We start from the raw sequence: 26,146 nt of genomic DNA, 5'->3' as shown, positions 1-26,146 counted from the left end.
CGTTTTCATGCAGTATGTGTCTGCTCGGCCGAGCGTCTAGTTCGGCCTTCTGTCGCATAGCAACTGGATGAACAACTCATCCGGTGGGGACGCTTCCGGGTCGATGTTAAGGAAACTGGTGTAGAGACCATCTGGTGAGTGCACCGCACGACTTACTTGCCCGGCGATGCCCGTCACAACACCCGCATAGCCGCGCATATCGTCCACGCTCAACCGAGGGTCTGCGAGATCGACTGACACCCGATCACCCCGTGTCGGGATCACTGCGCCAAACGCTTCCGGCGGCCCGGAAACGAGCAGTGTTCGTCGGCCTCGGTCCCGCGCGTCGCGCAGCGCCTCAATGTCACCGTCAGCTGGCTCAACCGATGAGGATACGCGCAGCCCCACAACCGATCCCGTGGTCACTCGGTGTCCGATCTCACCCATCGGTGGCTCATCGGGCCATCGCGTCGCAAGCTCGACGGGTCGGTACTGAAACGACATCGGCCGATGGTTCATGCAACCGGACTCGTCTCGATACGTGGTGGCTGACACGTCGTACAGTTCCTCAACAACGCCAAGCAGCCGGGGCCAGCTTTGGCGCTCATGCCACGTGGCCCAGAGGATTACCAATCCATTCGCGGGATCTCCATATGTTGGATCCCAGCTTGCACAACCGTAGGGAAACCGAACAATCTCGCGGTCCTCGTCCCAGTTGACTGCCGCCGCTGACGCAAGTAGGTAGCCATTCTCAGCGGGATAGGCGCAGATCTGCCAATCGACGGCCTGGCCTATCTCGGGAGTCCCACCGCAGCATTGGTATTCCCAATGTGAAATACCCAGGTATACAAGAGATTCGTTCCGATCCGGAACCCTGTTGATCACTGAAAGCATCGAGTGTTAGGCGAACGGAGCACGAACGCTCCGGACCCGATGTACCGAGCGTAAGGTTAGCCAGCATCGCACCGAGCGTCAACACCGTTCATTCGGGCCGCGCCAACAGCCCGCCTACCCACCAATCGGCCGGTTCCTCTCGCCGATAGGCGCGCTGGCGCAGCAGCCCCTCCAACTCGAAGCCAACCGCTTCCGCCACGGCCCGTGAACCCTCGTTGCCGACAACGGCCCACCACTCGATGCGATGGACTGCCAGCTCATCAAATCCCCACTGGCACAGTCTCCGAATAGCCTCAGTGGTGAGCCCTTTGCGGCGATGCTGCGAGGCCGACCAATACCCGACCTCCACCACACCAGGTGTGATCGACTTGAGCGAACAGGTGCCGACGAGATCACCTGCGTCCTCCAGGAGAAACCCGAACCCATACCGGGAGTTGTCCGCCCACTCCTGCGCCGACCTGACGATGAAACTCTGGGCGTCGTCACGGGTGTACGGCACCGGCAGTGGGAGGTAGTGCATGATCTCCGGGTCATTGCACGCTTCGACAACCGCGGCCTCGTCCGCGGCGGTGATGGCGCGCAGAACCAACCGGTCCGTGCGCAACTCAACAGGTTCCATGCGACCAGTCTCGACCACGAATTCGAATGTGGTCAACGGAATTCCGGGCGACGGTGTTCCTTCAGGCACTCTCGCCGACGGGTGACCAGTACCCCAGCATCTCGGCGAAGGTCTCGAAAGCAGGCCGGGCAAGACCGTACGGCGCTTCGAAATGCACGCTCAAGGGAAAGCCGAGTTCGCCGACACCATCGATGACCCGTTTGTAGAGATCGACAAGTTGCGGCCGTCTGGCCTCGGGTTCGCAGGCAGCCAGCGACTTGACGAAGGCCTGTTCACGCGCAACGGCTTCATTATCGGGATCCTGAATCAACCAGTCGATGAGCCCGACCCTCGACTCCAGCTTCGGCACGAAACCAAACGACAACAGCACCTCCGGGCGGTGATCGCTCGTCCGCGCGAACTCCTGCAGGAAGCCAACCACCGCATCGGAATACAGCAGTTGGGTCATGGTGAAGGTGGCGCCCTTATCGCATTTGAAGGAAAAGCGGCCCTGTTCCCCGCTGCGGGTGGGGATCAGAATCACTCCCCTGTTCTCGATGATGTCGTCGAACTTCGACAACGCATCGGTCGGTGGAATGCCAGACCCTTCGCCGTCGCTCATGGTGCGCGGCACACCGACGAAGATGACGCCGTCCATCCCCGCTTCTGTCAGGCCCGTCAGCCGACTCCGCAACGACGTCTCATCCGAAAAGGACGTGACCTGCGTGCACAGTCCCCGCATGGTGGGCAGCTCGGCCCGGATGATCGACCAATAGTCGACGACATCGAGTTTCGGCTTCATCTCCAGCGGGCGATCGCCGTCCTCCACGATCATCGAGGGAATCATGACGTGGTCGATGCGCTCGTCAATGCCGAACTCCGCCGAGAAACTGGACAGCTTCCGCAGTTCGTCGGCTGCCTTGTCGATGCCGCCTTCGACATTGGGAGGCACCAACTCCAGCGCAACGGTATTCATGGACACCAGGGACCTCCGATTAGTCTCGCTAATGGTTTATACACCAATTAGATTCACGTGCGAGCAGTCCCCCGCGAAGAGGACTGCTCGCACGCTCGTCGGGGACCTAGGCGCCCGCACGCACCTCGGTCGCGGCGGCTACCAGGTTGGCCAGCGAGGCGGTTACCTCGTCAACCTTCCGGGTCTTCAGACCGCAGTCGGGATTCACCCAAAGACGCTGCGCCGGAACGGCCTGCAGCGCCTCACGTAGCGAGCTTGCCATCTCCGCGGCCGACGGGACACGCGGCGAGTGGATGTCGTAGACACCCGGGCCGACACTATTGGAGAAGCCGATCGCATTGAGGTCGTCGAGCACCTCCATATGCGAACGGGCGGCCTCGATGGAGGTGACATCGGCATCGAGGTCAGCGATGGCACCGATCACCTCGCCAAACTCCGAGTAGCACAGGTGCGTGTGGATCTGCGTCGCATCGGACACACCCGAGGTGGAAAGCCGGAACGCGCCGACCGCCCAGTCCAGGTACGCGGGCTTGTCCGCCGAGCGCAGCGGCAGCAGCTCACGCAGCGCAGGCTCGTCCACCTGAATGATGGCGATACCGGCGTTCTGCAGATCCACCGTCTCATCCCGAATAGCCAGCGCGATCTGGTTGGCGGTGTCCGCCAACGGCTGATCGTCACGCACAAACGACCACGCGAGGATGGTCACCGGTCCGGTCAGCATGCCCTTGACGTACTTGGGGGTCAGCGACTGAGCGTAGGTGGCCCACTCGACGGTCATCGGGTTCTGCCGCGCCACATCGCCATACAGGATCGGCGGGCGTACGCAGCGGCTGCCGTACGACTGAACCCAGCCGTTCTGGGTGGCGAAGAAGCCATCCAGCTGCTCGGCGAAGTACTGCACCATGTCGTTGCGTTCCGGCTCGCCATGTACCAGCACGTCCAAGCCAAGCTTCTCCTGTAGCGCAATGACATCGGCAACCTCGGCACGCATCCGTCGCACGTACTCGGCGTCGTCGATCTCGCCCTTGGTCAGGGCCTGTCGCGCCTTGCGGATCTCGACGGTCTGTGGGAACGACCCGATCGTCGTGGTCGGCAACTCGGGCAGTCTCAGCCGCTCGTCCTGGCTACGACGGCGCTCTGCGGCATCGCCGCGTGAAAGGCCCGCCGCCAGAATCGAATCCAGCCGAGCACGAATCTGACCGTTGTTGAGACGCGGATCCGTCTTGCGAGATTCGACGGCCGCATTCGACGCCGCGAACTCCGCGGCAACAGCATCGCGCCCCGCGCCCAGTGCCTGCGCCAGCACGACGACTTCCTTGACCTTCTCGTCGGCGAAAGCCAACCAGCTGCGCAGCTGGTCATCGAGTTCGGTCTCCGGCTCGAGCGAGTAGGGCACGTGCAGCGTCGAGCAGGAGGTGGCTACTGCCACCGCGCCCGCTGATCCCAACAGCGTTCCGAGGCTGCCCAGCGCAGACTCGAGATTGGTGCGCCAGATATTCCGGCCGTCGACAACGCCGGCCACCACAGTCTTTCCGGCCAGCTCCGGCACCGAGGCCACGCCCGATGCGGACCCGTAGACCAGGTCCACACCGATCGCCTCGATCGGGGTGCGGGCCAACGCCGGGAGTGCGGCACCCAGGTCCCCGAAATAGCTCGCGACGAAGATCGCGGGCCGGTCGGCAACGGTGCCGAGGCGGCCGTACACCCGCTCAGCCAACTCCGGGCCGTTCGGCAGGATGTCAGTAACCAGTACGGGCTCGTCGATCTGGACCCAACCAACCCCGGCCTCCGAAAGCTGCACCAGCAGCTGCTCGTACAGCGATATCACCTCGTCGAGGCGCTCGATGGGGGCACCGGCTCCGTCGACCGACTTGCTCAAGGCAAGGAAGGTGATGGGACCAACGACCACCGGCCGAGCGGGAATACCCAGGGCTGCAGCTTCTTTCAGCTCACCGAACAACTTCGCCGGATTGAGCGAGAATTTTGTGTCCGGTCCGATCTCCGGCACCAGGTAGTGGTAGTTGGTGTCGAACCACTTTGTCATTTCCAGCGGTGTCACGTCGTCGTTGCCACGTGCGGCGGCGAAGTAGCGGTCGAGGTCGTCACTGATACCGGCGACGCGGGGTGGGAGCGCTCCCAGCAGCACTGCGGTATCGAGCACCTGGTCGTAGTACGAGAAGGTGTTCACCGGGACGGAGTCGAGCCCGGCCGCCGCCAGTGCGGACCAGTTGTCGCGCCGGAGCCCGGCTGCGACGGTCTCAAGCTCGGCACGGCTGGTGCGCCCGGCCCAGTAGCTTTCGGTAGCCCGTTTGAGCTCACGACGCGGGCCGATGCGCGCGGATCCGAGCGTAGTAGCGGTCAAAGGTTGAGCAGTCATGAATTAGTCCTTCATCAACAGCGAGGTAGCCACCGCCAGGGGACGAAGAACCGAGCACGGAACCACCTCAACAGGCATCTGCTCGGTGAAACCGATTCGGCCATACGCCCATTCCGCGAGGCGATGATCCGTCGGGCGCGGCGCACCCGACACAGCTGGCAGGTCTTCGGACTTGCAGGCATTACCCGGGCTCAGGTTCTCCTACGGGCCGTCGCTTCCCAGGTGCTCTTGGTGGTTAGCCGAGTGCTTAGCCCAGTGCTCATGACGGCGATCGTTCCTGCATACCGCTGCGGGACAGTCCCGGATTCTCACCGGGTTCCCTCTCATAGCAGTCCCCGTGGGGCCTGCCACTCGGTGCTGGCACCAACCGAAGTCGCCACCAACAGACCAGCTGCGCCTTACATCATATGCACGCTGGCCAATACGGTTATTAGCGGATATTCTCTAATACTGTGATCACACGTGACCAGGCACAACAGGTGCTTGAGGCCCAACCATTCAGTCGCCTCCTGGGTGCATCGATCAGCCGGATCGACGAGTCCGGAGTACAGCTTTCGCTCGATATCCGCGACGAGCTGCGCCAGCAGAGCGGGTTCATTCACGGCGGAGTGCTGAGTTACCTGGCCGACAATGCGATTACGTACGCGTGCGGGCTCGGTCTTGGTGCCGACATTGTCACCAGCGGCTACACCATCGAGTACGTGTCACCTGCCCGCGACGGCCTGCGCCTACTCGCCGACGCCTCCCTGGTGAGTGCCGGACGCTCCAAGGCTCTGAGCCGCTGCGAGATATCCGTCGAGGACCACGACGGCAACACCAAGCTGGTCGCGGTCGCTCAGGGTACGAGCATGGTCCGCCACCGTGGGGCGTAGGCCTCAGTACACCGCCGACGACATTCTTGACGCGGCGCTGAGGCTAGTGACCACGGGAGGGCCGTCCGCGGCCACGGCTACCGCAATCGGACGGACCCTCGGCGCGCCCTCGGGGTCGATCTATCACCGATTCTCCAGCCGCGACGAGCTCATGGCCCGCCTCTGGCTGCGTTCGATCGGCCGCTATCAGGACGGGATTCTCACGGCGCTTGCGTTGCCCGATTCTCACGAAGCCCTCACCGCGACCATCGATCACGCTTTCGACTGGACGGCGTCACACCGCAACGAGGCGCTGTTACTACTCCAGTACGAGAAGGCCGATCTGGTCGCGCACTGGCCCGACACCCTCGCCGCTGAACTCACGTCGCTGAACTCCCGAGTGCGAATGGCCTTGCGCAACTACGCCCAGCGGCGGTTCGACGTGGTCACTCCCCAGGTGCTCGACAAGGTGATGTTCGCACTGATCGATATGCCTTACGCGGCGGTGCGGCGTCATCTACCCGACAAGGGTGAGCCCGCGCCGTGGCTGCGCGAGTTCATCCACACGAGCGCCCGGAACCTTCTCTCGCGAGAGAACTAGACCACCGCGTACTTCTGGCGCAGAGCCTTTTTGTCGAGCTTGCCGAGCGCGGTCAGCGGCAGCGAATCGGCGACGATCACATGCTTGGGCGACTGCACCGAACCCTTACGGTCCTTGACCGCGGACTGAATCTCGGACGTCATCTTGGACACCGCGTCGCCGCTGCGGTCGGCATCCGCACGCAACACCACGATCGCCGTCACCGCTTCGCCCCACTTCTCGTCGGGCACCCCGATGACACCGACCTGTGCCACCGACGGGTGCTCGGCAACAACATCTTCCACTTCGCGAGGGAACACGTTGAAGCCGCCGGTGACGATCATGTCCTTGGTCCGGTCGACGATGAACCAGAAACCGTCCTCGTCCTCGCGCGCGACATCGCCGGTACGCAGCCAGCCGTTCTTGAACGTGTCGGCGGTCTGCTCGGGCAGGCCCCAATAGCCACCCGCCACCAGCGGTCCTGCCACACAGATCTCGCCCGGCTCACCCTGTTTCACCGGCTGATCGTTCTCGTCAAGCAGCGCCGTGCGCAGGAACGCCGAGGGCCGGCCGCAGCTGGCAAGCCGCTGGGCGTCGTGATCGCCCTTGGCCAGGTAACTGATCACCATGGGCGCCTCGGACTGGCCGAAGTACTGCGCGAATATCGGCCCGAACCGCTCGATCGCCTCCGCCAGACGCACCGGATTGATGGCGGAGGCGCCGTAGTAGACGGTCTGCAACGAGGACAGATCGCGGGTCTGGGAGTCCGGATGGTCCAGCAGTGCATAAATCATCGACGGCACCAGCATGGTCGCGGTGATCTTGTGCTCCTCGATCGCCGCCAGCACGGCGCCCGCATCAAACTTCGGCAGCACCACCATCGACCCACCCTTCATCAGGGTCGGCATGAAGAATGCGGCACCAGCATGCGAAAGCGGGGTGCACATCAGGAATTTGGGACGCTCCGGCCATTCCCATTCGGCCAGCTGGATCTGCGTCATCGTGAGAATCGACTGCGAGGTTCCGATAACGCCCTTGGGCTTACCCGTCGTCCCCCCCGTGTAGGTGAGGCCATTGATGTGGTCCGGAGACAGGTTGATCGGCACCAGCGGCCTCGCCGCGAAGCCTGCTGCCGCAGCGACCAGGTCGTGCCCCACCTCGGCCAGCTCCGCCGGTACCGGGCCGAGTGTCAGCACGCGGGTCAGCGTCGGCACCTTCTCCACCAGGGCCGCGGCGCGCTCCACGAATTGCGGGGTGGGGTCGATGACAAGCGTGGTTATCTTGGCGTCGGCCAGCACGTAGGCATGGTCATCGAGCGAGCCGAGCGGGTGCAACGCAGTACGCCGGGTGCCCAACAACTGCCCTGCGCCGATGACCAACAGCACCTCGGGACGGTTGAGCGCCAACATGCCCTGACCGCTCTGCTCTCCCCCCGGGGATTCGGGCACCAGCGCGGTAAATGCCTGGATGTACTTGCTGATCTCGTCGGCCATCTCGGCGCCGGTGAGTGTCACATCCCCGAGCACCAACGCGGGCACGTTCGCGTTCTTCTTCAGGGCGGCGACCAGCAGGTGCCCAGAGTTGATCGACCCGTGCAGTGGGTCAAATGGGTCAGGCATCGCGCTCCTCAGTGAATCCTCGCCGATCAGGCACTTCGCTCGACGTTAGAACATGTTCTAGTTTTGGGCAAGAATGAGTGCGCACACCCGCTAAGCAGCGCTCTCCCTGATCCCCTGAGGAGGACTCAACAAGCTTGCTAGGCTGGCCAAATGCTCAAGTCCATGGCCACTGGCACTCTATTCGTCGCACTGGCGATGTTTGCCCCGACTCTCGCGAGCGCCGACCCGGCAGACCCCGACCCGTTCAACCCCGCTGATTGCATGGGCAACGCCAATGCGGTCTGCAACGTTGGTCCGTACGGTCCGAACAGCATGTCGAATCCGGCGAATCCCGCCAGCCCGATGAATCCGAACAACCCCGCCAACCCGGCTAGCCCCATGAACCCGAACAACCCCGCCAATCCCGCTAGCCCGATGAATCCAAATAACCCGGCCAATCCCGCCAGCCCCATGAACCCGATGAACCGCCCGGGTCAGATCTGACACAACCTTCAGGCTGCGGTAAATCCCTTGGCTCGCTGCGTGTCCTGGGCACTCCACAACGTCGAGCTGACCTCCGCCTTCACCAGCGGGACAACCTCTTCGGCGAATCTGCGTAGGGTGTCCGCCTGTTCCTCGAAGTCGGCCTCGGGGCTCAACGAAATCGATTGAAACTCATGGCCGAAGGCCTCATGCCACTGAATAATCTTCTCGGCCACGCGTTCCGGCGAACCTGCCAGCACCGGCCCGCGATCTGCTGCGTCCTCGATGGATTCGAAAGACGGAAATTTGCCGACCGCCTTCGGATGATCTTTGAGCTTCGCCATCTGCGCCAGGCGTGCCTCATAGATGGGCCCGTACTGCGCGATGGCCTGCTCGGTCGTATCGGCCAGGTACAGCCCGCCCGAGCCCGCACCCACATGCAGGTTGGCCGGGTCGTGACCATGCCGCGCGTATAACTCCCGATACCTGTCGATAAGAACTTTGTAATTCTCCTTGGGCTGCAAGGCATTTGCGGTGACTATCGGGTCACCCCACTTGGCAGCTAGCTCGACCGCGAACGTCGAGGTGGCCGACCCGTGCCAGATCCGGAATGGTCCGTCGTATGGCCTGGGCAGGGTGGTCGCGTCGGCCAGGGGATGCCGATGTGCCCCCGTCCAGTCCACGTGCTCCTCACGCAGCAGCCGCCGTAGCAGCTCGTAGTTCTCCTGCAGGTACTCGTATTGCCGGGCGATATCCAGTCCCATCAAGGGGTACTGACGGTCCTCATTGCCCTTCCCGATGACGATCTCGAGCCGACCACGGCTCAGCTGGTCAATGGTGGCGAAGTCCTCTGCCGCGCGCACCGGGTCCAACAGGGACAGCACCGTGACACCGGTGGACAGCAGAATCCGGTCGGTGGCGGCGGCCACCGCTCCCAGCAGCACTGTGGGAGCCGAGGACAGCACGTCCCCCGCATGCCGTTCCCCGACCGCGAAGGAATCGAAGCCCAGGCTCTCTGCCAGCACCGCGGTCTCGACCACGCGGTTCAGCCGGTCGGCGGCGGACGTCAACGCCCCCGTCTCGGGGTTTGGCAGATAGAAGACAATGTCGAGAAGCTGGAAGCGCACCCCACCAGTATGCATAAGCGGACCTCGGTCCGGCAGGGAGAAGATGCTCTGATGATCACCGAACTGGACTCGGTGCTTCTGGACGTTCCAAATCTCGCTGACGCAAAGGCGGCCTACTCGAGGCTGCTCGGCACCGACATGCCGCACCCCCAGCTCCATCTCGGGCTCCCGGAATGGGCGCCGTACCCAGGAATGCTGTTTCGTGTCGGGGACCTGTCGTCCGCGGCACGGCTGGTCGATCGACGCGGCCTCCCCCTGATTTCTCGCGGAGATCTCGCGACGGGCGAGGCCGACGGACTCACCCTGGGGCTGACTCAGCGACCCGCTGCGCCCGCGCAGTCGGGCCCAGAGACTGGGCAGATTGATCACCTGGTGCTGTTCTCCCCCAATCGCGACAGAGTCGTTGCGACGTTATGTGGACGGCTGGGCTTCGACCTGCGCTTGGATCGCAGGCAGTCGTGGGGTGTACACCAATTGTTTTTCCGGTGCGCGGGGCTGGTGGTCGAGGTTGTACTCCGCACCGACGAGGCAGCCGACCCCTCCGGCCCTGACTCACTGTGGGGAATCGCCTGGCGCACCGACGATATCGATGCCACTCATACTCGCCTGATGGCCGCCGGCGTCACGCTCGGTGATATCCGCAACGGCCACAAGCCGGGCACCCGGGTCGCCACCGTCAAGGATCCCGGGCTGGCAGTCCCCACAATCTTGATTGAACAGCGCTAGTCGCCTACTAGGTTGGAGTCCATGACTACTCCGAACCCCGGAAGCTGGCAGCCTGATCCCGACGGACGGTTTGAATTCCGCTGGCACGACGGCCAGCGCTGGACGGACCAAGTCGCACACCAGGGCAAGGTCAGTTCGGCGCCGCTCGGAGGTTCCACACCGGCCGAGCCACAGCTCGCGTCGCCGGCCCGCGCTGCGCAGCCCGCGGCTCAGGCTCAGCCCGTGAGCGATCAATTCTCCGGTATCAGTGGGGATTTGGTGGATGGGCGGTTCAGCGAGAATGAGGCCAAGCCGATCTCCAACCAGAACGCAAAGCTGTTGCGCGTTCGCCTCGGCGAACCATTCCTGGCACGTCAGGGATCCATGGTGGCCTACCAGGGCAATGTCGACTTCGCCTTCGAGGGCGGTGGTGCGGCCAAGTTCCTGAAAAAGGCGCTGACCGGCGAAGGCCTGCCTCTCATGCGGTGTTCGGGGCAAGGCGACGTGTTCCTGGCCGAGCGCGCCTTCGACGTTCACCTGCTGAATCTGAACAACGCGGGCCTGTCGATCAGCGGTAAGAATGTGCTGGCCTTCTCGGCCGGGCTGAACTGGAACATCGAGCGGGTCAAGGGCGCCAGCATGGTGACAGGCGGCCTGTTCAACACGACATTGCGCGGAACCGGTTGGGTCGCGCTGACCACCGACGGTCCGCCGGTGGTGCTCAACGCCGCCGAGGCGCCGACCTTCGCCGACACCAACGCGGTGGTCGCCTGGTCGGCGAACCTGCAGACCCAGCTCAAGACGAGCTTCAAGGCCGGCGCCCTCATCGGCCGCGGCTCCGGGGAGGCACTTCAGGTCTCATTCCAGGGCCAAGGGTTCGTCATCGTGCAACCCTCCGAGGGTGTCCCCGTCGTCACTGCAGGCTAGGGGCGTCACCGCTCCCCAGCAGCCCCGAAAGCTCCCGAGCTCCCCGCGTCAATGTCGTGATCAGTATTTCCCGCTCGGTACGGGTCGCGCTGGGCAGCAGCGGGCCCAGCTGAAGCTCGTACACGGCATCGGCTCCCGCGAAAATGGGCGCCGCCAGATAGCTGATCGGCAGCACCTCGTCGGATGTCAGCTCATCGCGCGAGTAGGCACGTGAGGTGAGCCGGGACAGCTGTCTCAGCAGCCGTTCACGCAGCGCCGCTTCCATCACCTCGGAGCCCACCGAACCAAGTAGATCCGAGAGCAGGTCGACCATCCCGGTGTCATCGTGGTCGGGGCGGTAGACCACATATCCGCAGTCGGCAACCTGCTGCAGGAGCCGCTGACCGGAACGCGCGCTCAAGCCGCGCGCCGTACCGAGCCACTGCGCACGTTCGTCGGGTGAACGCCAGGGCATGACCGCGGAGCCCGCGGGAAAGGCAAGCGGAATGCTCTGGCCCACCGCGAATCCCGCCACGGCCCTGCGCCCCGCCTGCGCCTTGGCGACGATCGTCAGCGTCGTCGGGCTGATTCGGCTGACCGTCGCCCCGGCCTGTGCCGCTGCGGCAATTCGGGCCAGCGCATCTTGAATCTCCCGGGGCATGGTGGCCTCGACGGCACGGGGCAGGGCCGGCCCAACGCGGTACCGAAGCCCATCATCGCGCACCAACCACCCCGCGGCCACCAACTCGTTCACCACAGCGGTCGCGGTGGCGCGGGAAATCCCCGTGGCTGCGGAGATCTCGCTAAGCGATTTGGGTTGTGTTGCAGTAGCAAGTATTTCGACGATTCGCACTACACGAACGGTCGGCGGCGAGGTGGCCGGCATGGGTTCTCCCCTCTTGCGCGATGCAAGGTCCAGGTCTACAGTGCATCGACTATTCGCCCCAAGGTAGTCGAATATTCGACACGGAGGTAGAGATGATTCTGGACCGTTTCAGGCTCGACGGCAACGTCGCAGTCGTCACCGGCGCAGGCCGTGGGCTCGGCGCGGCGATTGCGGAGGCCTTCGCACAGGCGGGCGCCGATGTGCTGATCGCTTCGCGTACCGAATCCCAACTGCAGGATGTCGCGGAGAAGGTGGCCGCGTCAGGGCGTCAGGCCGAGATCGTCGCCGCCGATCTCTCCGATACCGAAGCCTCTGCCTCACTGGCCCAGAAGGCCGTCGACAGGTTCGGAAGACTCGACATCGTCGTCAACAACGTGGGCGGCACCATGCCGAAACCGTTCTTGGACACCACCAACGAAGACCTTGCCGAGGCCTTCTCCTTCAACGTCCTCAACGGGCATGCACTGCTACGTGCCGCCGTGCCACACCTGCTCAAATCCGATAACGCGTCGGTCATCAACATCACGTCCACCATGGGCCGACTGCCGGGGCGGGCCTTTTTGGGCTATTGCACAGCCAAGGGTGCACTGGCTCATTACACCCGCACGGCGGCAATGGATTTGAGCCCAAGAATCCGCGTCAACGGCATCGCCCCCGGCTCCATTCTCACGTCCGCCCTGGAAATCGTGGCGGGCAACGACGAGGTGCGCACAACACTGGAGAAGAACACGCCGCTGCATCGACTGGGAGATCCGGCCGATATCGCGGCGGCCGCCATCTACCTCGCATCACCGGCCGGCAGCTTCCTCACCGGCAAGGTGCTCGAAGTCGACGGTGGCCTCATCGCGCCCAATCTCGACATTCCCCTACCCGACCTTTCCTGACCGCTTCCAGAAGGGACCGATATGACGAAGACACGTGTAGCCGTCTGGGGCACAGGCAATGTCGGCCAGCATGCACTCGCCGGAGTGATCACCGACCCGAACATGGAGCTCGTCGGGGTGTGGGTCTCCGGAGCGAACAAGGCCGGAAAGGACGCGGGCGAGCTCGCCGGGCTCGGCACCACCACCGAGATTACCGCGACCAGCAACCCTGCCGAGATCCTGGCGCTCAAGCCTGACTGCGTGGTGTACACCGCCATGACCGACAACCGGCTGATGGAGGCGATCGAGGATCTGCGCTCGATCCTGACCGCTGGAATCAACATCGCCGCCAGCGCGCCGGTGTTCCTGCAGTATCCGTGGGGCGTCCTCCCGGAGAACATGCTCGAACCCATCGAAACCGCGGCACGGGAAGGTAACTCGTCGATCTTCATTGGTGGAATCGATCCGGGTTTTGCCAATGATCTACTACCGCTTGCACTCATGGGCACCTGCCAACGCGTCGATCAGGTGCGTTGTATCGAAATCGTGGACTACGCCACCTACGACAGTGCAACGGTGATGTTCGACGTCATGGGCTTCGGTAAGCCCATGGACGAGACACCCATCCTGCTGCAGCCCGGGGTGCTGTCTCTGGCATGGGGCTCGGTGGTACGACAGCTTGCCGCCGGTCTCGGTATCGACTTGGACGAAGTCACCGAGACATACGAAAAACTACCGGCGCCCGAGGATTTCGAGATCTCAGCGGGGCATATCCCCGCGGGCACGATGGCCGCGCTGCATTTCGAGGTACGCGGCATGAAGGACGGCAGGGCGGTGACGGTCCTTGAACACTTCACCCGCCTGCGCCAGGATCTAGCGCAGGACTGGCCACAGCCCGCACACGAAGGTGGTACCTACCGCGTCGAGATCACCGGGGAGCCCAGCTACATCCTGGATCTGGGCTCGTTCAGCGCGCGCGGCGATCACAACTACGCCAATCTGATCGCGACCGCGATGCGCGTGGTCAACGCGGTACCTGCCGTCGTCGCGGCGGACGCCGGCGTGCGCACCACGCTAGATCTCCCACTGATCACGGGGCTGGGTCGGGCAGGCTAGCCCTGCCGCCCCTGAGAAACTGGGCCGCTCGGTGGCGACTACTTGGCCGGGACGTACAACCTGATGAGTTCCATGAGACGTCCGCCGACCTGATCAAGAGGCTCGGTGGACTGCGCCGCGAGCGACATGATGATCGCACCTTCTATGGCAGCGATCATCGTCATCGCGAGGGAACGCGCACCGGCGGCGTCCACACCAGATCGGGTCAGCCGATCGGTGAGGAGCGTCTGCCAGTCGCGGAAAGCCTCGGCCGCCACCTCGGCCGCCCTAGGCGCCTCGCAGCGCCCCATCACCGCAGCCACGATCGGGCAGCCCGCTTCCATCTCCGTGGCAGCCAGCTGCGCCTTCCATCCGTCGATGAACAGTTGAATGCCCTGCGCCGGATCGACGCCATCACCGGCCGCCCTAATAATGGCCGTAAGTTGCTCCCCCGCGAGACGAGTTGCCTCGGCAACCAGCTCCTGCTTACCGCCGGGGAAGTTCAGGTAGATGGTTCGCCGTGAAACACCACTGTCCTCGAGCAGTGCATTGAGGCCGGTTCCCGCAACGCCCCTGCGCCGCACCAGACCCGTCACGCTTGCGATCAACGTGTCACGTGCCGACATCCAGCCCGCCTCCAAACTTGTCAGGTGTTAACTATACCGCTCAGTCTACCGGGGCATTCCCGACGTGGAGCGATTACCAGAACATTGCAGTAAACCGATCGGTGTACTACCGTCGTCGGCGTGGCAGCCCTACACGATCCCCTCCCCCTGGCCTCCGGCCAAGTTCTGCGCAATCGGCTGATGAAATCCGCTCTCAGCGAGGGTCTCGGCGACACATCTCAGGGTCCCGACCACCGGCTCGTCGAGCTGTATCGCCGGTGGGGCACCGGCGGATTCGGCCTCGTCGTGACCGGCAATGTGATGGTCGACCGCAGCCACCTGGGCGAACCGGGAAATGTGGTCATCGAGGACGACAGGCATCTCGACGAATTGTCCCGGTGGGCCAAGGCGACCAAGGACGGCGGCGGCCTGATCTGGATGCAAGTCAACCATCCAGGAAGGCAAGCCAACCCGCTCGCCACGGCAGCCCAGCCGGTGGCACCGTCGGCAATCAAGATGAACGTCCCCGGCTGGCAGGCACCGCGCGAGCTCGCCGACGACGAAATCGAAAACATCATCGACCGGTACGCCGCCACGGCGACCATCGCGGATGCCGCGGGGTTCGACGGTGTGCAAATCCACGGCGCACACGGCTATCTCGTGGCACAGTTCCTGTCCCCACGCACCAACCGGCGCAGCGACCGGTGGGGCGGTGACCCCGAACGTCGAATGCGCTTCGTCCTCGAAGTCGTCCGCCGCACGCGGGCCGCGGTGAGCCCCGGCTTCTCCGTCGCCATCAAGCTCAACTCCGCGGACTTCCAGCGCGGAGGCTTCACCGAGGAGGAGTCGCGGGCCGTCATCGCGGCACTCGCTTCCGAGGAAGTCGACCTCATCGAAATCAGCGGCGGTACCTACGAATCGCCGGCGATGGAGGGCAGGCCGCTGGTGCCGTCGGCGTCGACACAGGCCCGCGAGGCCTACTTCCTGGAGTACGCCCGCACCGCCCGTGAGGCGGCCGGAGATGTCCCCATCGCCGTGACAGGTGGATTCCGCACCGAAGCCGCGATGTCGGAGGCCGTCCGATCGGGCGATTGCGATGTCGTGGGACTCGGGCGTCCGACCACCGTCAATCCAGTGGCCGCAGACCGCGTGCTGACGGCACACCAGGACAAGCTCACCGTTCCGGACGCCTCGCTCCCCTTGCCCGGCTGGCTCGCGGGAACCGGCAGGGCGAAGTCGTTCCTCAGCGCACTGGAACTCCAGTGGCACAACACCCAACTGCATCGCCTGGGCGCAGGGACCGACCCGGACCCGACCATCGGCCCGTGGATCACCGCATTTCGGCTCCTCAAGAACAATGGAGTCGACGCCTTTCGGAGAAGGAGAAGTTCATGACGGACAAGACACTGCGCAAGTTCCGCAGGGAGCGGGCCATGGGGCGCTACCTGCTCAATCCGGCCGTCGCGGCACTGACGAAGCTTGGGTTGCGCACAGCGCTCGCCTCGGAGCTGGAAACCACCGGCCGCAAGACCGGCCAGCTGCGGCGGGTCCCGGTCTCGGTCCAGTTCGACGCGACCGGCGCATGGGTGATCAGCCAGCACGGCACCCGCTCGGGCTGGGGCAGCAATATCGCCGCGAACCCGAATGTCCGGCTGAAGCAAGGAAACAGATGGCGCACGGGGACGGCCCAGTTCCGGCCCGATGATGATGTCGTCGCGCGGGGCCGCAAGTTCGGGGCCGTCGGCGCACGGGTGGTCAAGGCGCTGGAGACCACCCCCATCTCGGTGCGCATCGACTTCACCGATTGACCTCTTGACACACTTGCGCAATTTTGTGCCATTGAGCTAGCGTGGTGCTCATGGTCGATCAGAGCGCCATCACTCGCCCCGTCAGCCTGGACGAAGGGCTCCGGGAAGCAATTCCCATGCCCGTGGATGACAACGCCGACGACTCCGTGGAAACACCGCGACTGGGTGCCGACTCCCTGGTGTGGAAGTTCTACGGCGATATCCGCGGCGTACTGGGTTTTCAGCGCCTCGCCGGCACTGAAAACTGCATCGAGCAGCTGGGCAAGGCGGTCGAGGACCACTCGGTGATCTTCACCGATACCTTCGGCCGCGCACGCCGCTCCGGACCGCCCATCATGAAGACCATCTATTCGGCAGATCCGCAGAAGTGGGGTCGGATGGTGCGCGACTTCCACAAGCCGATCACCGGAACCATCAGCGACGGTTCGCGATACCACGCGCTCAACCCGGAGCTCTTCTACTGGGCTCATGCGACCTTCGTCGATCAGGTGCTGTACATCACCGACACGTTCATTCGGCGTCTCTCCTATGCAGAGAAGGTACGAATCTTCGAGGAGAGCAAGATCTGGTACAGCCTCTACGGCGTCAGCGCGCGCAATCAGCCGCAGACCTACGACGAGTTCGTCACATACATGGAGGGGATGTTCGACCGGTTCGTGCCGACAAAGACGATCCTCTACGCCACGGGTTACATCCGTCAGGGCATACCCGGGCCCAAGCAGATTCCCAAGCCCGTGTGGCGGGTGCTGTCGGCGCCACTCAACGCCTTCATCCGGACAGTCGTCGTCGGAACACTCCCGCCGCAGATGAAGGCGGTCTGCCGGCTGGAGTGGAACGATAAGAGGGAGCGCAATTTTCAGCGCTTCGCCAAGATCATGCGCACGCTGAACCCGGCGTTCAACAGGCTGCCGGTCCGCGCGCTGTACCTGCCGTGGGCTTCGGAGGGCTGGAAGCGTGAAGGAGTAGACCCCCGCCCGCTCTACAACCGGGCGGCATGACCACACACCTGATGAGCAGCCTGCGCGAAGAGGCGAATACTCAGGGGGTGACCAGCGCCCCGCCCACCGATGCCGTGTTCGATGCCGCGCGCACCGAGTTCGAACGCCACGGCATGCGCCGCGCCAACATGGACGCCATCGCACGACGTGCCGGGGTAAGCCGACGAACCCTCTACCGCCGCTTCCCCACCAAGGAAGCACTCTTCGAGCATCTGATCGAGGCAGAGAGCCTGGCTATCTTCGGCCAGCTCGCCGTCGCCGCCAACGGCCAGGATGCGCAAGGCGCCATTGTCGAATGCTTCACGCTGGCCATGCGGCTTATCACCGAAAACCGGTTGGCGGGCACCATCATCGAGAACGAGCCCGAACTGGTGATCGGACTGAACACGCCCTCGGGCGATAAGGCCATCGTGCGCGCCAGTGCGCTGGTGGCGACCTCCCTTCGGCACAGCGGCGTCACAATGCCCGACGACGCCGTGCTCGCGGTATCGGAAATCCTTGTGCGCCTGGTGGGTTCGCTACTCACCAACCGCGCGGGTGTCCTCGATATCACCGATACCGCGGCGGTACGCCGCTATGCACAGACATATCTCGCGCGCCTGGTGTGGTGAGTCGTAGTTCAGAAACTGACCATGAGTCGGGATCTGACTACACTGCCTTCATGGCTACTCGGCGGCAGATGTACGCAGAACAGACCCGTTCCGACCTTCTGGATTCCGCACGCCGACATTTCACCACCACGGGCTACAACAGCGTGACCGTCGATGACATCGTCAGCAGCATCGAGGTCAGCAAGGGCACGTTCTATTACCACTTCTCCGATAAGCAGGCGATGTTCACCGCACTGCTCACCGAATGCCTGACCGAGACCGCCGACACCGTCACCACCGCCATCCGCCGCCTGGACAAGCCGGGCCCGAGCGGCCCGCAGGTCGCGGCCACCTCTGCCTGGGTCTATCTGTCGCGATCGCTCAACGACACGACCTATCGGGAACTCATGCGCCAGGCGCCGATGGTCCTCGGCGAGGAGACCTACCGCCACATCGACGAGACCATAGTGCTACCGCCATTGGTCACCCTCATGGAAACCCTTGCCGGCCGTGGCGAGTTGAAAGCCGGTGTGCACACCCATATGGCAGCCAGGATGCTCATGACGATGTTCGTCACGGCCAACAGCATCATCGCCGAATCCGCTAATCCCGCAACAACGATGACCGAAGTCGCCGACACGATCGCGACGATGTTCAGCGGGATCGTTCTCGGAGACGTGCCGCTGGCGAGTGCGGCGGCTAACGGATAGCCAGGAACAACAGCGTCCGCAGGAACGGGCGCACCGCGAAGGCCGTCCAGCGCAACGGGAGCCAACCGACCCACTTCGGGGTGATCGCCACCGTCCAGCGCACCAGCACCTTGTTCCCCTCGGCGGCCAGCTCCCAGCGTTCGCCGAATGCCTTGAGTACCAGTGGAACTGAAATCCCAGTCCCGATCGCGACCAGCTTGCGCCCCTCCTCGCTGTGGACCACCTTTTCGGTGATCGCGAACAGCGGCGTCCGGGTCACCACGTGGTCACCCGATCTCACCGGGCCGGACACAAAAGGAATCGACTCCAGGTAGCCGCCCTCCGAAACCTGGGTCCACACGCGCTCGGCGGGCCCCGGCACGCTGATCTGCGCGGTGGCCGCAAATGATGCCGTCTTGTCGAAGAAGTCGGTGTCGGGCATGGCTACCCCGAAGCGACGAGGTCCACTGTCACCGGAGGCGAGGCCGAAAAGCACTGCTGCTCCCAGCAAGCCCCCGACGGCCAGCACTCCCACGATGATTCCGACCAGCACCGGAGTGGACATAGTCCTCCTTGAATTTCGACATGCGCTAACTGACCCAAGAGTCAGTTAGCAAGCTAGACCCCCACCGGCACCTGCAGAAGCGCAAGTGCGGAAGTTAGTGATCGAGGCCAGCTTGGGGCCTCATTTCCTGTGGCCGGCCCCCGTATCGTTACCAGCGACCGGCACGCAAACTTGCGCCCACACATCGGGTAGCTCTACTCATGCCATACCGGGCGGCGGCTGCCAGTCTGGTCGCATGAGCACATCGGAGCCCACCGTCCGCGCGTCCACCGCGTACTACGTCCAATCCGCCATCGCCTTCGTGGTCGCGTTCGCCTCGACACTAGGTGGCATCGTGTACCTACCGATATCGCCGTGGCCCCGCGCGTTCCTCGCGGTGTGCACGCTCTTCCTGGTCACCAGCTGCTTCGGGCTGGCCAAGGTCGTGCGTGACACCCACGAATCGCAACAAGTACGCAATCGGATCGACGAGGCGCGTATCGAGCAAATCTACGCCGAACACAACCCACTGAAGTCGGCGGTTTAGTTCAGCAATCGGTCACCCGCGCGCAGCAAAGCGCTCGGAACCGCGTGCCCGACCACCGATTGCACCAGCCGGGCGGCCTCGACCGCGGCTTCGAGATCAACGTCGACACCAATGTCGCTGTCCCGCAGCAGATACACCAGATCCTCGGTGGCGATATTGCCGGTTGCACCGGGCGCGAACGGGCATCCACCGAGTCCACCGATCGAGGAATCGAGCCGCGTCACCCCGGATTGCACGGCGGCGTAAGCGCTGGCCAAACCGGATCCACGGGTGTTGTGGAAGTGCGCGCCCAGCGGTGCACCGTCGACAATGGGCCGAACGGCTGCAACGAGATTCGTGACACGGCGTGGTGTGGCGGTGCCGATGGTGTCGGCCAGGGCGAAACGATCCGCGCCACCTTCCCGGGCCCGGCGCAGGATGTCGAGGACACGATGTTCCGGGGTGGGGCCGTCGAAGGGACAGTCCCACGAGCAGGCCACAATGACTTCCACCGTGGCACCCGCCTCACGTGCGAGCATCACGATCTCCTCGATGCGCGCGGTGGCCTCGGCACTGCTGCTGCCCACGTTGGCGCGACTGTGTCCATCGGACGCAGAGACCACGTACTCCAGCGAGGTGAGCCCCGCCGCAAGCGCACGCTTGGCACCGTTCGGGCTGGCGACGAGTGCGGAGAACTCGATATCCGGATAGTTGTACAGCTGAGCCGACAGCTCGGCGGCGTCGGCCAGCGCGGGCATCTTGGAGGGTGACACGAATGCGGTGGCCTCTACCTCCCGCACCCCTGTCGCGACGATCGCGTCGAGAAGTTTCAGCTTGTCCTCCAACGAGATCGGCGTCTCGAGCTGAAGTCCATCCCGCAGCAGCACCTCACGGATGGTGACGTGGGCGGGCAGCGGCACGTGCTCTTCGCGCAAGCGGCTCATCGTGCTCAGAGCACCCCCTCGTCGCGCAGCTTCTCAATATCCGCGGCGCTCTTACCCAGCAGCCCCACGAAGACATCCTCGTTGTGCTGGCCGGGCCGGGCTGGACCCGCATTCCGGACGCTGCCTGGCGATTCGGACAACACGGGAACCACTCCGGGGCCCAGTACCGAGCGTCCGAGGCGCTCGTCGAAATGCTCGACGAGCATCTCCCGCGCCTTGAGCTGCGGGTCCTGCACCACATCGGCAACGGTATTGATCGGACCGGCGATCACCCCGGCCGCGCTGAGCACATCGATGATGTCGGCCGGTAGGCGCCGTGCCGCCCACCCGGCGATGATCGCGTCAAGCTCATCCTGATTGCGGCCACGAGCAACGTGGTTGACAAATCGCTCATCCGAGCTCAGCTCCGGTTGATCCATCGCCTCACACAATCTGCGGAACACGGTGTCCTGGTTAGCGGCGATGACCACCCAGCTGCCATCGGCGCTCTGGTAGATGTTCGATGGTGCGATGCCTTCCAACCGGGTACCCGACGGGCCCCGCACCACCCCACCCACGTCGTAGTCGGGAATCGTGGATTCCTGCACGGCCAAACAACTCTCGGTCAATGCCGCATCGACGATCTGTCCGCGCCCGGTGACGGTCCGCCGGTACAACGCGGCGAGTGCACCCTGGGCCGCGAACATCCCGGCGAGAGTGTCACCGATCGAGAGCGCCATCCGCGGCGGCGGGCCACCAGGAAATCCGTTGAGATGCCGCAGACCGCTGGCGGCTTCGGCCACCGAGGCGTATCCGGCCTTGTGTGCGTCCGGACCGGTCTGCCCGTAACCGGAGACGCGGACCAAAATGATGCCGTTATTGCGTTCTGCCAGGACGTCGTAGCCCAGATCCCATTTCTCCAGGGTGCCGGGCCGGAAGTTCTCGACGATCACATCCGACTTCTCGACGAGATCGAGGAACAGCGCGCGCCCGGCCTCGGTGCGCAGATCCAGGGTGATGGCCTTCTTGTTGCGAGCGTGCACCGTCCAGAACACGTGGTGCCCGTCGACTTCTGCCTGGCCCCAGGTCCGCAGTGGATCCGGTGCGCCGGGCGGTTCGATCTTGAGCACCTCAGCGCCCATATCTCCCAGTAGCCGCCCCGCGAAAGGCCCGGCGATCAGGGTGCCCAACTCCAGCACCCGGATCCCATCGAGAGCACCCGTCATTGCAGTGACGCTACTACTCCGTCGAGCGCGAGCCTGACGGGGAAATACGCCGGGTAATCCGCGTCAGGCTCGCGCTCGATCCACAAGAGAGCCGCGGGCTACTTTGTGGTGTAGCCGCCGTTGATCAGGATGGTCTGCCCGGTGATCCACCAGCCATCGCTGACGAGGAACCGGATGAACGGAGCGATGTCCTCGATATCGGTCAGTCCGGTCTTCGAGAACGGCGAAAGTGCGGCGGCGGTCTTGTGATACGCGACGGCGTCCTCACCCTCTGCCGGGTAGAAGAACGGCGTGTCCATCGGGCCTGGACCCACCGCGGTCACCGAAATACCACGCTCCCCGTACTCCTTCGAGGCGGCGCGGGTGAAGTGCTCGACCGGCGCCTTGGTTCCCGCGTACGCCGCGTAGAACGGCGTATACGCACCGAGCAGCGATGTCACCAGAGTGACGATCTTGCCGTTGTCGTTGACGTGCTTACCCGCCTCCTTGAGGAACAGGAATGCGGATTTGGCGTTGACCGCGCTCGCCGAGTCGTACTCCTCCTCGGTGATTTCGGTAAACGGCTTCTTGATGACCTTGCCGACCGTGTTGATGGCGATGTCGGGACGGCCCACCGCGTCGACGGTATCCGCGAATAGTTTGCTTACCGCGTCTCCAGTGGTCAGGTCACCCTGGAACGCCACCGCCTTGGCTCCGGCCGTTTGGATCGCGGCCACCGTCTCATCGGCGGCATCTTTGCTCGACGGGCTGTTGTAATGGATCGCAACGGCACCCGCGCCGTTGGCCGCGAGATCCCGGGCGATGAGCCCACCCAGATTCTTACCTCCACCGGTGATGAGGACTGTCTTACCCTTTAGCGAATGATCTGTCATCTGATGACCTTCCTTTGCGCCCGCGTGGACCGTCATGCGTGGGTTCCATGGCTGGCCCACATCTCCATACAAAATCGTAGATTTGGATAACACAAGGGAAAACCACATTATTCTTGTATAAGTACAAGTAGGAGTTGTCATTGCAGATGAGCGCGACAGCTGAAGGTAGTTCGCTGGTCAACTTGCTGGATTCCCGGCGATTGTTTCAGTTTGTCGTGGCCGCAGAGGCTCCGACACTGGCCGCCGCGGCGGCAGAACTGTTTATCACCCAGCAGGCGCTGTCGTCGGCGATACGTCAACTGGAACGCGACCTTGGCGTCGAGCTGTTCTCACGCGCGCAACGCAGTCTGCAACTGACCGACGCCGGCCATGAGCTGTACACCGGCGCAAGACCGCTGCTGGCCGGAATACGTGTGCTGGCCAACGCAGCACGCAACTTCTCGAATCCTCAGCGGGCCTTTGTCATCGGGCACTCCCCGGCAATATCCAGCGACGAGGTCTACCGAATCATCGAGCCGGTGGTCATCGCCGACCCCACCGTGTCGATCACCGTCCGCCAGGTCTTTCCGGGCACCATGCGCGACGGCCTCCTCGATGGCTCGCTCGACCTGGCACTACGCCGCGGGGTGGACATTCCCACCGACCTGGCCACCGACACGCTGCTTTACCAACCGCTGCGCATCGCGGTCGTGAAGTCCCACCCCCTCGCCGCCACCGACCGGATCGACATCACCCAGATCGCGGACTATCCCATCGTGGTGTGGGCTCCACCCCGCCACTCGTTCTATACAGACTTGCTGGTCTCACATTGCCGTCGAAGCGGTTTCGAGCCACAACTACTGGTCAACCCGGTACAGGGCACCCCGCCGTACACGGCGGTGCTCGCTCATCCCGATCATTGCGCGTTCGTCACCGACGATCCGGGGGCCGTCTACCACGGCAAGGTACGGGTGATTGAGATCGCAGATCCCGCGTTGGTTCCCGTGCAGGCGGTCTGGCTCCCGCATTCGGTGTCGGCCATCCGCGCCCGGCTGTTCGAAGCTGTTCAGCATGCGGCTGTTGTCAGCGCGATATCGCAGTCGGAAGATGGAGGTATTCGGAGCACTAACCCAAGACCCTCCCATGTCACGCACGCATCGGATGTTCAGTGATCGCCAGGATGCCGGCCGCGTACTGGCGAACATTCTTGCGCCGTACAAGTTGCAGCGCGTGGTGGTCCTCGCACTACCACGTGGCGGAATTCCAGTGGGACGGGAGATCGCGACGGCCCTGAACGCCCCGCTGGAGGTGCTGGTCGTACGCAAGCTCGGCGTTCCCGGACACGAGGAGTACGCAATGGGGGCCATTGCCAGCGGCGGCGAGGTAGTCGTCGACGAGGACATAGTGCGCGCGATGGGAATCAGCCCGGAACAACTCAGGGACGTAGCCGGCCGTGAGCGCCACGAGCTCGCCCGCCGTGAACAGATGTATCTCAAACACCGCAGCGTCGAAATCGACGATAAGACAGTCATTCTGGTCGACGACGGCGTCGCTACCGGCGCGACGATGCGCGTCGCATTACAAGCGATCAGACGGGCATCGCCCGCTCGAGTGGTGGCGGCTGTTCCCGTTGCCCCCAGATCGGCGTTCCACCGATTTGGTTCCCTTGTGGACGATTTCGTGGTCGCGTCGTGTCCCTCCCGATTCCAGGCAGTAGGCGATGCCTACGAGGACTTTCATCAGGTCTCCGACGACGAGGTTCGCGCCCTGTTGTCGCCACCGATCACCAAATAGCCTGACCATGCGCCTACCGTGGGGACATGCGTACGGTCGTGCTGGCAGTCTTGTCTCTCGTCCTGCTCGTGGGTTGTGGCGATCGTGGGCTCGATACGCCGCGGGCAGCAGCCGATACGTCGGCCGCCACCCCGACGGAGGTTCCACCGGACTCTTCGTCCGTCGTATTTCAGGACGACGCGCGAATCCTCGGCAGCCGTCCGCTGACATTCGACACCTGGAGCCGCTCCCCCGACGGCCACGACGTGATCGTGCACTTCACCAGCGGCACTCCGCAGTGCCACGGCGTGCACGCGACCGTGCACGAGACCGATGACGCCGTCGAGATCGCGTTACGCGGTGGCACGCCACCGGAGGCCGTCGGCAAGGCGTGCATCCTGATCGCCGTACAGGGCAGTCTTCAAGTGCCACTGGCGAATCCACTCGGCGATCGGCAGGTGCGGAGCATGTCGTGACAGGCTCTAGGCCCGATATAGCCGCGCATCTCGCGGCCAGCTTCTCGTCCTTCAGATCAAACAGGATGGGCGCGCACAGTGTGACGATGCATTAACGCCAGCGGCCGTGGTCGAGGTACTCCATGTAGCCGTCGCCCTCGAAGGGCTTGCCATCGACTACCGCCTGATACTTGTATCCCCCGATGTGTCCGGGTCCGACTCCGGCGAGCACCTGCGTATTGACCGTCCCGTCGATTACGGCGAACTCCCTCGATCCATCACGGATCGTCCACCGGAAGCGGTCCGGGATGCGCACGGAGACACCGTCCGAATTTAACACCGGTTCGTCCTGCAGGCTGAATACCTCGAAACGGTTGTTGTGCACGAAACGGCGTAACTCGCCGCCGATCTCACGAGTGAAAGCGGCGACACAGATCGGGTTGCGTTTGGTCATACCTCCGATAACGCAGAGCATGATCTGTGTGCGCTCGTCGAGGTTGATGACGTGGTACGTGAAGAACGAGGGAAGTCTGCCCCGCAGCCAGCCAGGCAACACCGGGACGTATGAGAGTGCGGACAACCATGCCGAGTGCTCGAAGGTCCCCAGGGTCGCAACGGGTGACTCCACTCCTCGGTGCCGGACGACACCCTCGACGCGCAACATAACCGAGAGATGCCGGTACAACGCTGATTCGGCAAAGAGAGTAACTTCCCCGGTCGGGACCAGATCAAGGTCAACGGAAAAGTCCTCGCGCTGGGTACGCAAATGGCCCTTGACAGCGTCGTAGTCGAAAACGAAATCGTCACCCAGGTGGATCTTGGCGCCGTCGGGCGAGAACGTCGCGCCGTCCTTGATCGAATACGTGGTGAGCGGATTATGTGTGGTCGCGGCGGTGCCGTGGCCCAGTCGCGCCGTGTTGCGAAGATTCCCGTGCACAGAATCACGTCCGGTGAGAAGCCCGGCGAATCCCATGAGCCCCATGTTCGCCAAGAAATAGTGCGGCGCGGGCAGGCCCGGGATCATGACGCCCCAATGCCACATTTCACGGCCACGAAGCTTTCCAGGAAACGGTGGCATCCCAGATTCCGCCGGCGACGGGCTCGGCTTCGCATGGTTCAAGCCGAACACCTTGCCCACACGGTCCATCACAAAACCGGAGAGGCCCTTGCCGGGCTCGGCGCTGTCGTAAACCGGGAGTTCGTAGTTGCGTGTCGCTTCGCCCATTAGGCGGAGTTCCCT

Annotated in this window: 29 protein-coding genes and 1 riboswitch; of the genes, 16 read left to right on the top strand and 13 right to left on the bottom strand. The window is 63.7% G+C overall.

The features are described 5' to 3' along the window. Positions 1-36: 36 nt before the first annotated feature. The 4 genes from AC5Y5C_RS01675 to metE all read right to left on the bottom strand — a co-directional run bounded on the left by AC5Y5C_RS01675 (position 37) and on the right by metE (position 4,824). A complete protein-coding gene (locus AC5Y5C_RS01675; protein ID WP_499968437.1) occupies positions 37-873 on the bottom strand; it encodes a DUF6578 domain-containing protein in 837 nt (278 codons plus the stop codon). Between the two features lie 88 nt (positions 874-961). After that, complete coding sequence (locus AC5Y5C_RS01670; protein WP_499968435.1) at positions 962-1,492, bottom strand: GNAT family N-acetyltransferase; 531 nt, start codon at positions 1,490-1,492, stop codon at positions 962-964. 61 nt (positions 1,493-1,553) lie between these two features. Beyond that, on the bottom strand, positions 1,554-2,453 hold the full coding sequence (locus tag AC5Y5C_RS01665; RefSeq protein WP_499968433.1) for a mycobacterial-type methylenetetrahydrofolate reductase: 900 nt from the start codon (positions 2,451-2,453) through the stop codon (positions 1,554-1,556). Positions 2,454-2,553: 100 nt separating this feature from the next. After that, complete coding sequence (gene metE, locus AC5Y5C_RS01660; protein WP_499968431.1) at positions 2,554-4,824, bottom strand: 5-methyltetrahydropteroyltriglutamate--homocysteine S-methyltransferase; 2,271 nt, start codon at positions 4,822-4,824, stop codon at positions 2,554-2,556. A 140-nt stretch (positions 4,825-4,964) separates the two neighbouring features. After that, positions 4,965-5,208: riboswitch (cobalamin riboswitch) on the bottom strand. Between the two features lie 68 nt (positions 5,209-5,276). Here metE and AC5Y5C_RS01655 point away from each other — a divergent pair. Together AC5Y5C_RS01655 and AC5Y5C_RS01650 are read left to right on the top strand one after the other, a co-directional pair. After that, positions 5,277-5,696 carry a PaaI family thioesterase gene (locus AC5Y5C_RS01655; protein WP_499968429.1) on the top strand — a complete coding sequence of 140 codons (420 nt, stop codon included), beginning with the start codon at positions 5,277-5,279 and terminating at the stop codon, positions 5,694-5,696. Continuing rightward, positions 5,686-6,276, top strand: coding sequence for a TetR/AcrR family transcriptional regulator (locus tag AC5Y5C_RS01650; protein WP_499968427.1), 591 nt, complete (start codon positions 5,686-5,688; stop codon positions 6,274-6,276). The genes AC5Y5C_RS01655 and AC5Y5C_RS01650 overlap by 11 nt, the downstream gene beginning before the upstream one ends. Here the strand turns inward: AC5Y5C_RS01650 and fadD8 are convergent. Then, complete coding sequence (fadD8, locus tag AC5Y5C_RS01645) at positions 6,273-7,874, bottom strand: fatty-acid--CoA ligase FadD8 (RefSeq protein WP_499968425.1); 1,602 nt, start codon at positions 7,872-7,874, stop codon at positions 6,273-6,275. The genes AC5Y5C_RS01650 and fadD8 overlap by 4 nt on opposite strands. A 150-nt stretch (positions 7,875-8,024) precedes the next feature. Between fadD8 and AC5Y5C_RS01640 the strand changes: the two genes are divergently transcribed. Then, complete coding sequence (locus AC5Y5C_RS01640; RefSeq protein WP_499968424.1) at positions 8,025-8,357, top strand: hypothetical protein; 333 nt, start codon at positions 8,025-8,027, stop codon at positions 8,355-8,357. 8 nt (positions 8,358-8,365) lie between these two features. On the opposite strand, the gene AC5Y5C_RS01635 is transcribed toward AC5Y5C_RS01640, so the two are convergent. Continuing rightward, the gene (locus tag AC5Y5C_RS01635) at positions 8,366-9,463 is read right to left on the bottom strand and encodes an LLM class flavin-dependent oxidoreductase (RefSeq protein ID WP_499968422.1); all 1,098 of its coding nucleotides are present in this window, start codon (positions 9,461-9,463) and stop codon (positions 8,366-8,368) included. 51 nt (positions 9,464-9,514) lie between these two features. Here AC5Y5C_RS01635 and AC5Y5C_RS01630 point away from each other — a divergent pair, with 51 nt between their 5' ends. Continuing rightward, complete coding sequence (locus tag AC5Y5C_RS01630; protein WP_499968420.1) at positions 9,515-10,189, top strand: VOC family protein; 675 nt, start codon at positions 9,515-9,517, stop codon at positions 10,187-10,189. Positions 10,190-10,210: 21 nt separating this feature from the next. After that, positions 10,211-11,095 (top strand): AIM24 family protein, encoded by an 885-nt coding sequence (locus tag AC5Y5C_RS01625; protein ID WP_499968418.1) that lies wholly within the window; start codon positions 10,211-10,213, stop codon positions 11,093-11,095. On the opposite strand, the gene AC5Y5C_RS01620 is transcribed toward AC5Y5C_RS01625, so the two are convergent. Next, the gene (locus AC5Y5C_RS01620) at positions 11,082-11,960 is read right to left on the bottom strand and encodes a helix-turn-helix domain-containing protein (RefSeq protein WP_499968417.1); all 879 of its coding nucleotides are present in this window, start codon (positions 11,958-11,960) and stop codon (positions 11,082-11,084) included. The two genes, AC5Y5C_RS01625 and AC5Y5C_RS01620, sit on opposite strands and share 14 nt — an antisense overlap. A 92-nt stretch (positions 11,961-12,052) precedes the next feature. Here AC5Y5C_RS01620 and AC5Y5C_RS01615 point away from each other — a divergent pair, with 92 nt between their 5' ends. Both AC5Y5C_RS01615 and AC5Y5C_RS01610 read left to right on the top strand, forming a co-directional pair. Continuing rightward, positions 12,053-12,844, top strand: a complete 792-nt coding sequence (locus tag AC5Y5C_RS01615) for an SDR family oxidoreductase (RefSeq protein WP_499968415.1) — start codon at positions 12,053-12,055, stop codon at positions 12,842-12,844. Positions 12,845-12,865: 21 nt separating this feature from the next. Beyond that, on the top strand, positions 12,866-13,939 hold the full coding sequence (locus AC5Y5C_RS01610) for an NAD(P)H-dependent amine dehydrogenase family protein (RefSeq protein ID WP_499968413.1): 1,074 nt from the start codon (positions 12,866-12,868) through the stop codon (positions 13,937-13,939). 38 nt (positions 13,940-13,977) lie between these two features. Here the strand turns inward: AC5Y5C_RS01610 and AC5Y5C_RS01605 are convergent, their stop codons facing one another. Then, on the bottom strand, positions 13,978-14,544 hold the full coding sequence (locus AC5Y5C_RS01605; RefSeq protein ID WP_499968411.1) for a TetR/AcrR family transcriptional regulator: 567 nt from the start codon (positions 14,542-14,544) through the stop codon (positions 13,978-13,980). A gap of 120 nt (positions 14,545-14,664) precedes the next feature. Here AC5Y5C_RS01605 and AC5Y5C_RS01600 point away from each other — a divergent pair, with 120 nt between their 5' ends. The 5 genes from AC5Y5C_RS01600 (at position 14,665) to AC5Y5C_RS01580 (ending at position 18,629) form a co-directional block, all read left to right on the top strand. Beyond that, positions 14,665-15,918: an NADH:flavin oxidoreductase/NADH oxidase family protein gene (locus tag AC5Y5C_RS01600; protein ID WP_499968409.1), complete on the top strand. Its 1,254-nt coding sequence runs from the start codon at positions 14,665-14,667 to the stop codon at positions 15,916-15,918. Beyond that, complete coding sequence (locus AC5Y5C_RS01595; RefSeq protein WP_499968407.1) at positions 15,915-16,331, top strand: nitroreductase family deazaflavin-dependent oxidoreductase; 417 nt, start codon at positions 15,915-15,917, stop codon at positions 16,329-16,331. The genes AC5Y5C_RS01600 and AC5Y5C_RS01595 overlap by 4 nt, the downstream gene beginning before the upstream one ends. A 50-nt stretch (positions 16,332-16,381) precedes the next feature. Beyond that, positions 16,382-17,329, top strand: a complete 948-nt coding sequence (locus AC5Y5C_RS01590; protein WP_499968405.1) for an oxygenase MpaB family protein — start codon at positions 16,382-16,384, stop codon at positions 17,327-17,329. 11 nt (positions 17,330-17,340) lie between these two features. After that, entirely contained in the window at positions 17,341-17,940 is a 600-nt protein-coding gene (locus AC5Y5C_RS01585) for a TetR/AcrR family transcriptional regulator (RefSeq protein ID WP_499969291.1), read from the top strand. Positions 17,941-18,008: 68 nt separating this feature from the next. Then, positions 18,009-18,629, top strand: a complete 621-nt coding sequence (locus AC5Y5C_RS01580) for a TetR/AcrR family transcriptional regulator (protein WP_499969289.1) — start codon at positions 18,009-18,011, stop codon at positions 18,627-18,629. On the opposite strand, the gene AC5Y5C_RS01575 is transcribed toward AC5Y5C_RS01580, so the two are convergent. Beyond that, positions 18,619-19,173 carry an SRPBCC family protein gene (locus tag AC5Y5C_RS01575; RefSeq protein WP_499968403.1) on the bottom strand — a complete coding sequence of 185 codons (555 nt, stop codon included), beginning with the start codon at positions 19,171-19,173 and terminating at the stop codon, positions 18,619-18,621. The genes AC5Y5C_RS01580 and AC5Y5C_RS01575 overlap by 11 nt on opposite strands. A 235-nt stretch (positions 19,174-19,408) precedes the next feature. Here AC5Y5C_RS01575 and AC5Y5C_RS01570 point away from each other — a divergent pair, with 235 nt between their 5' ends. Beyond that, the gene (locus tag AC5Y5C_RS01570; RefSeq protein ID WP_499968401.1) at positions 19,409-19,699 is read left to right on the top strand and encodes a YiaA/YiaB family inner membrane protein; all 291 of its coding nucleotides are present in this window, start codon (positions 19,409-19,411) and stop codon (positions 19,697-19,699) included. Here the strand turns inward: AC5Y5C_RS01570 and AC5Y5C_RS01565 are convergent. From AC5Y5C_RS01565 to AC5Y5C_RS01555, 3 genes are all read right to left on the bottom strand, one after another. Further along, positions 19,696-20,598 carry a hydroxymethylglutaryl-CoA lyase gene (locus AC5Y5C_RS01565; protein ID WP_499969288.1) on the bottom strand — a complete coding sequence of 301 codons (903 nt, stop codon included), beginning with the start codon at positions 20,596-20,598 and terminating at the stop codon, positions 19,696-19,698. The two genes, AC5Y5C_RS01570 and AC5Y5C_RS01565, sit on opposite strands and share 4 nt — an antisense overlap. 29 nt (positions 20,599-20,627) lie before the next feature. Further along, positions 20,628-21,827 carry a CaiB/BaiF CoA transferase family protein gene (locus tag AC5Y5C_RS01560; RefSeq protein ID WP_499968399.1) on the bottom strand — a complete coding sequence of 400 codons (1,200 nt, stop codon included), beginning with the start codon at positions 21,825-21,827 and terminating at the stop codon, positions 20,628-20,630. 98 nt (positions 21,828-21,925) lie between these two features. Further along, positions 21,926-22,699: an SDR family oxidoreductase gene (locus AC5Y5C_RS01555; protein ID WP_499968397.1), complete on the bottom strand. Its 774-nt coding sequence runs from the start codon at positions 22,697-22,699 to the stop codon at positions 21,926-21,928. A gap of 146 nt (positions 22,700-22,845) precedes the next feature. On the opposite strand from AC5Y5C_RS01555, the gene AC5Y5C_RS01550 reads away from it, so the two are divergent. From AC5Y5C_RS01550 to AC5Y5C_RS01540, 3 genes are read left to right on the top strand one after another with little or no spacing between them, the layout of a single operon-like run. Further along, complete coding sequence (locus tag AC5Y5C_RS01550) at positions 22,846-23,850, top strand: LysR family transcriptional regulator (RefSeq protein ID WP_499968395.1); 1,005 nt, start codon at positions 22,846-22,848, stop codon at positions 23,848-23,850. Further along, a complete protein-coding gene (locus AC5Y5C_RS01545; protein WP_499969286.1) occupies positions 23,840-24,472 on the top strand; it encodes a phosphoribosyltransferase in 633 nt (210 codons plus the stop codon). Before AC5Y5C_RS01550 ends, AC5Y5C_RS01545 begins: the two co-directional genes overlap by 11 nt. A 26-nt stretch (positions 24,473-24,498) precedes the next feature. Continuing rightward, the gene (locus tag AC5Y5C_RS01540; RefSeq protein ID WP_499968393.1) at positions 24,499-24,927 is read left to right on the top strand and encodes a hypothetical protein; all 429 of its coding nucleotides are present in this window, start codon (positions 24,499-24,501) and stop codon (positions 24,925-24,927) included. Positions 24,928-25,018: 91 nt separating this feature from the next. Here AC5Y5C_RS01540 and AC5Y5C_RS01535 read toward each other — a convergent pair whose 3' ends face one another. Next, positions 25,019-26,131: a DUF6670 family protein gene (locus AC5Y5C_RS01535; protein WP_499968391.1), complete on the bottom strand. Its 1,113-nt coding sequence runs from the start codon at positions 26,129-26,131 to the stop codon at positions 25,019-25,021. Positions 26,132-26,146 lie beyond the last annotated feature (15 nt).

Source organism: Mycobacterium sp. NGS15 (genome assembly GCF_059813245.1).
The sequence above is the reverse complement of the archived record's forward strand: the minus strand, read 5'-3'. Positions and strand labels throughout refer to the sequence as shown.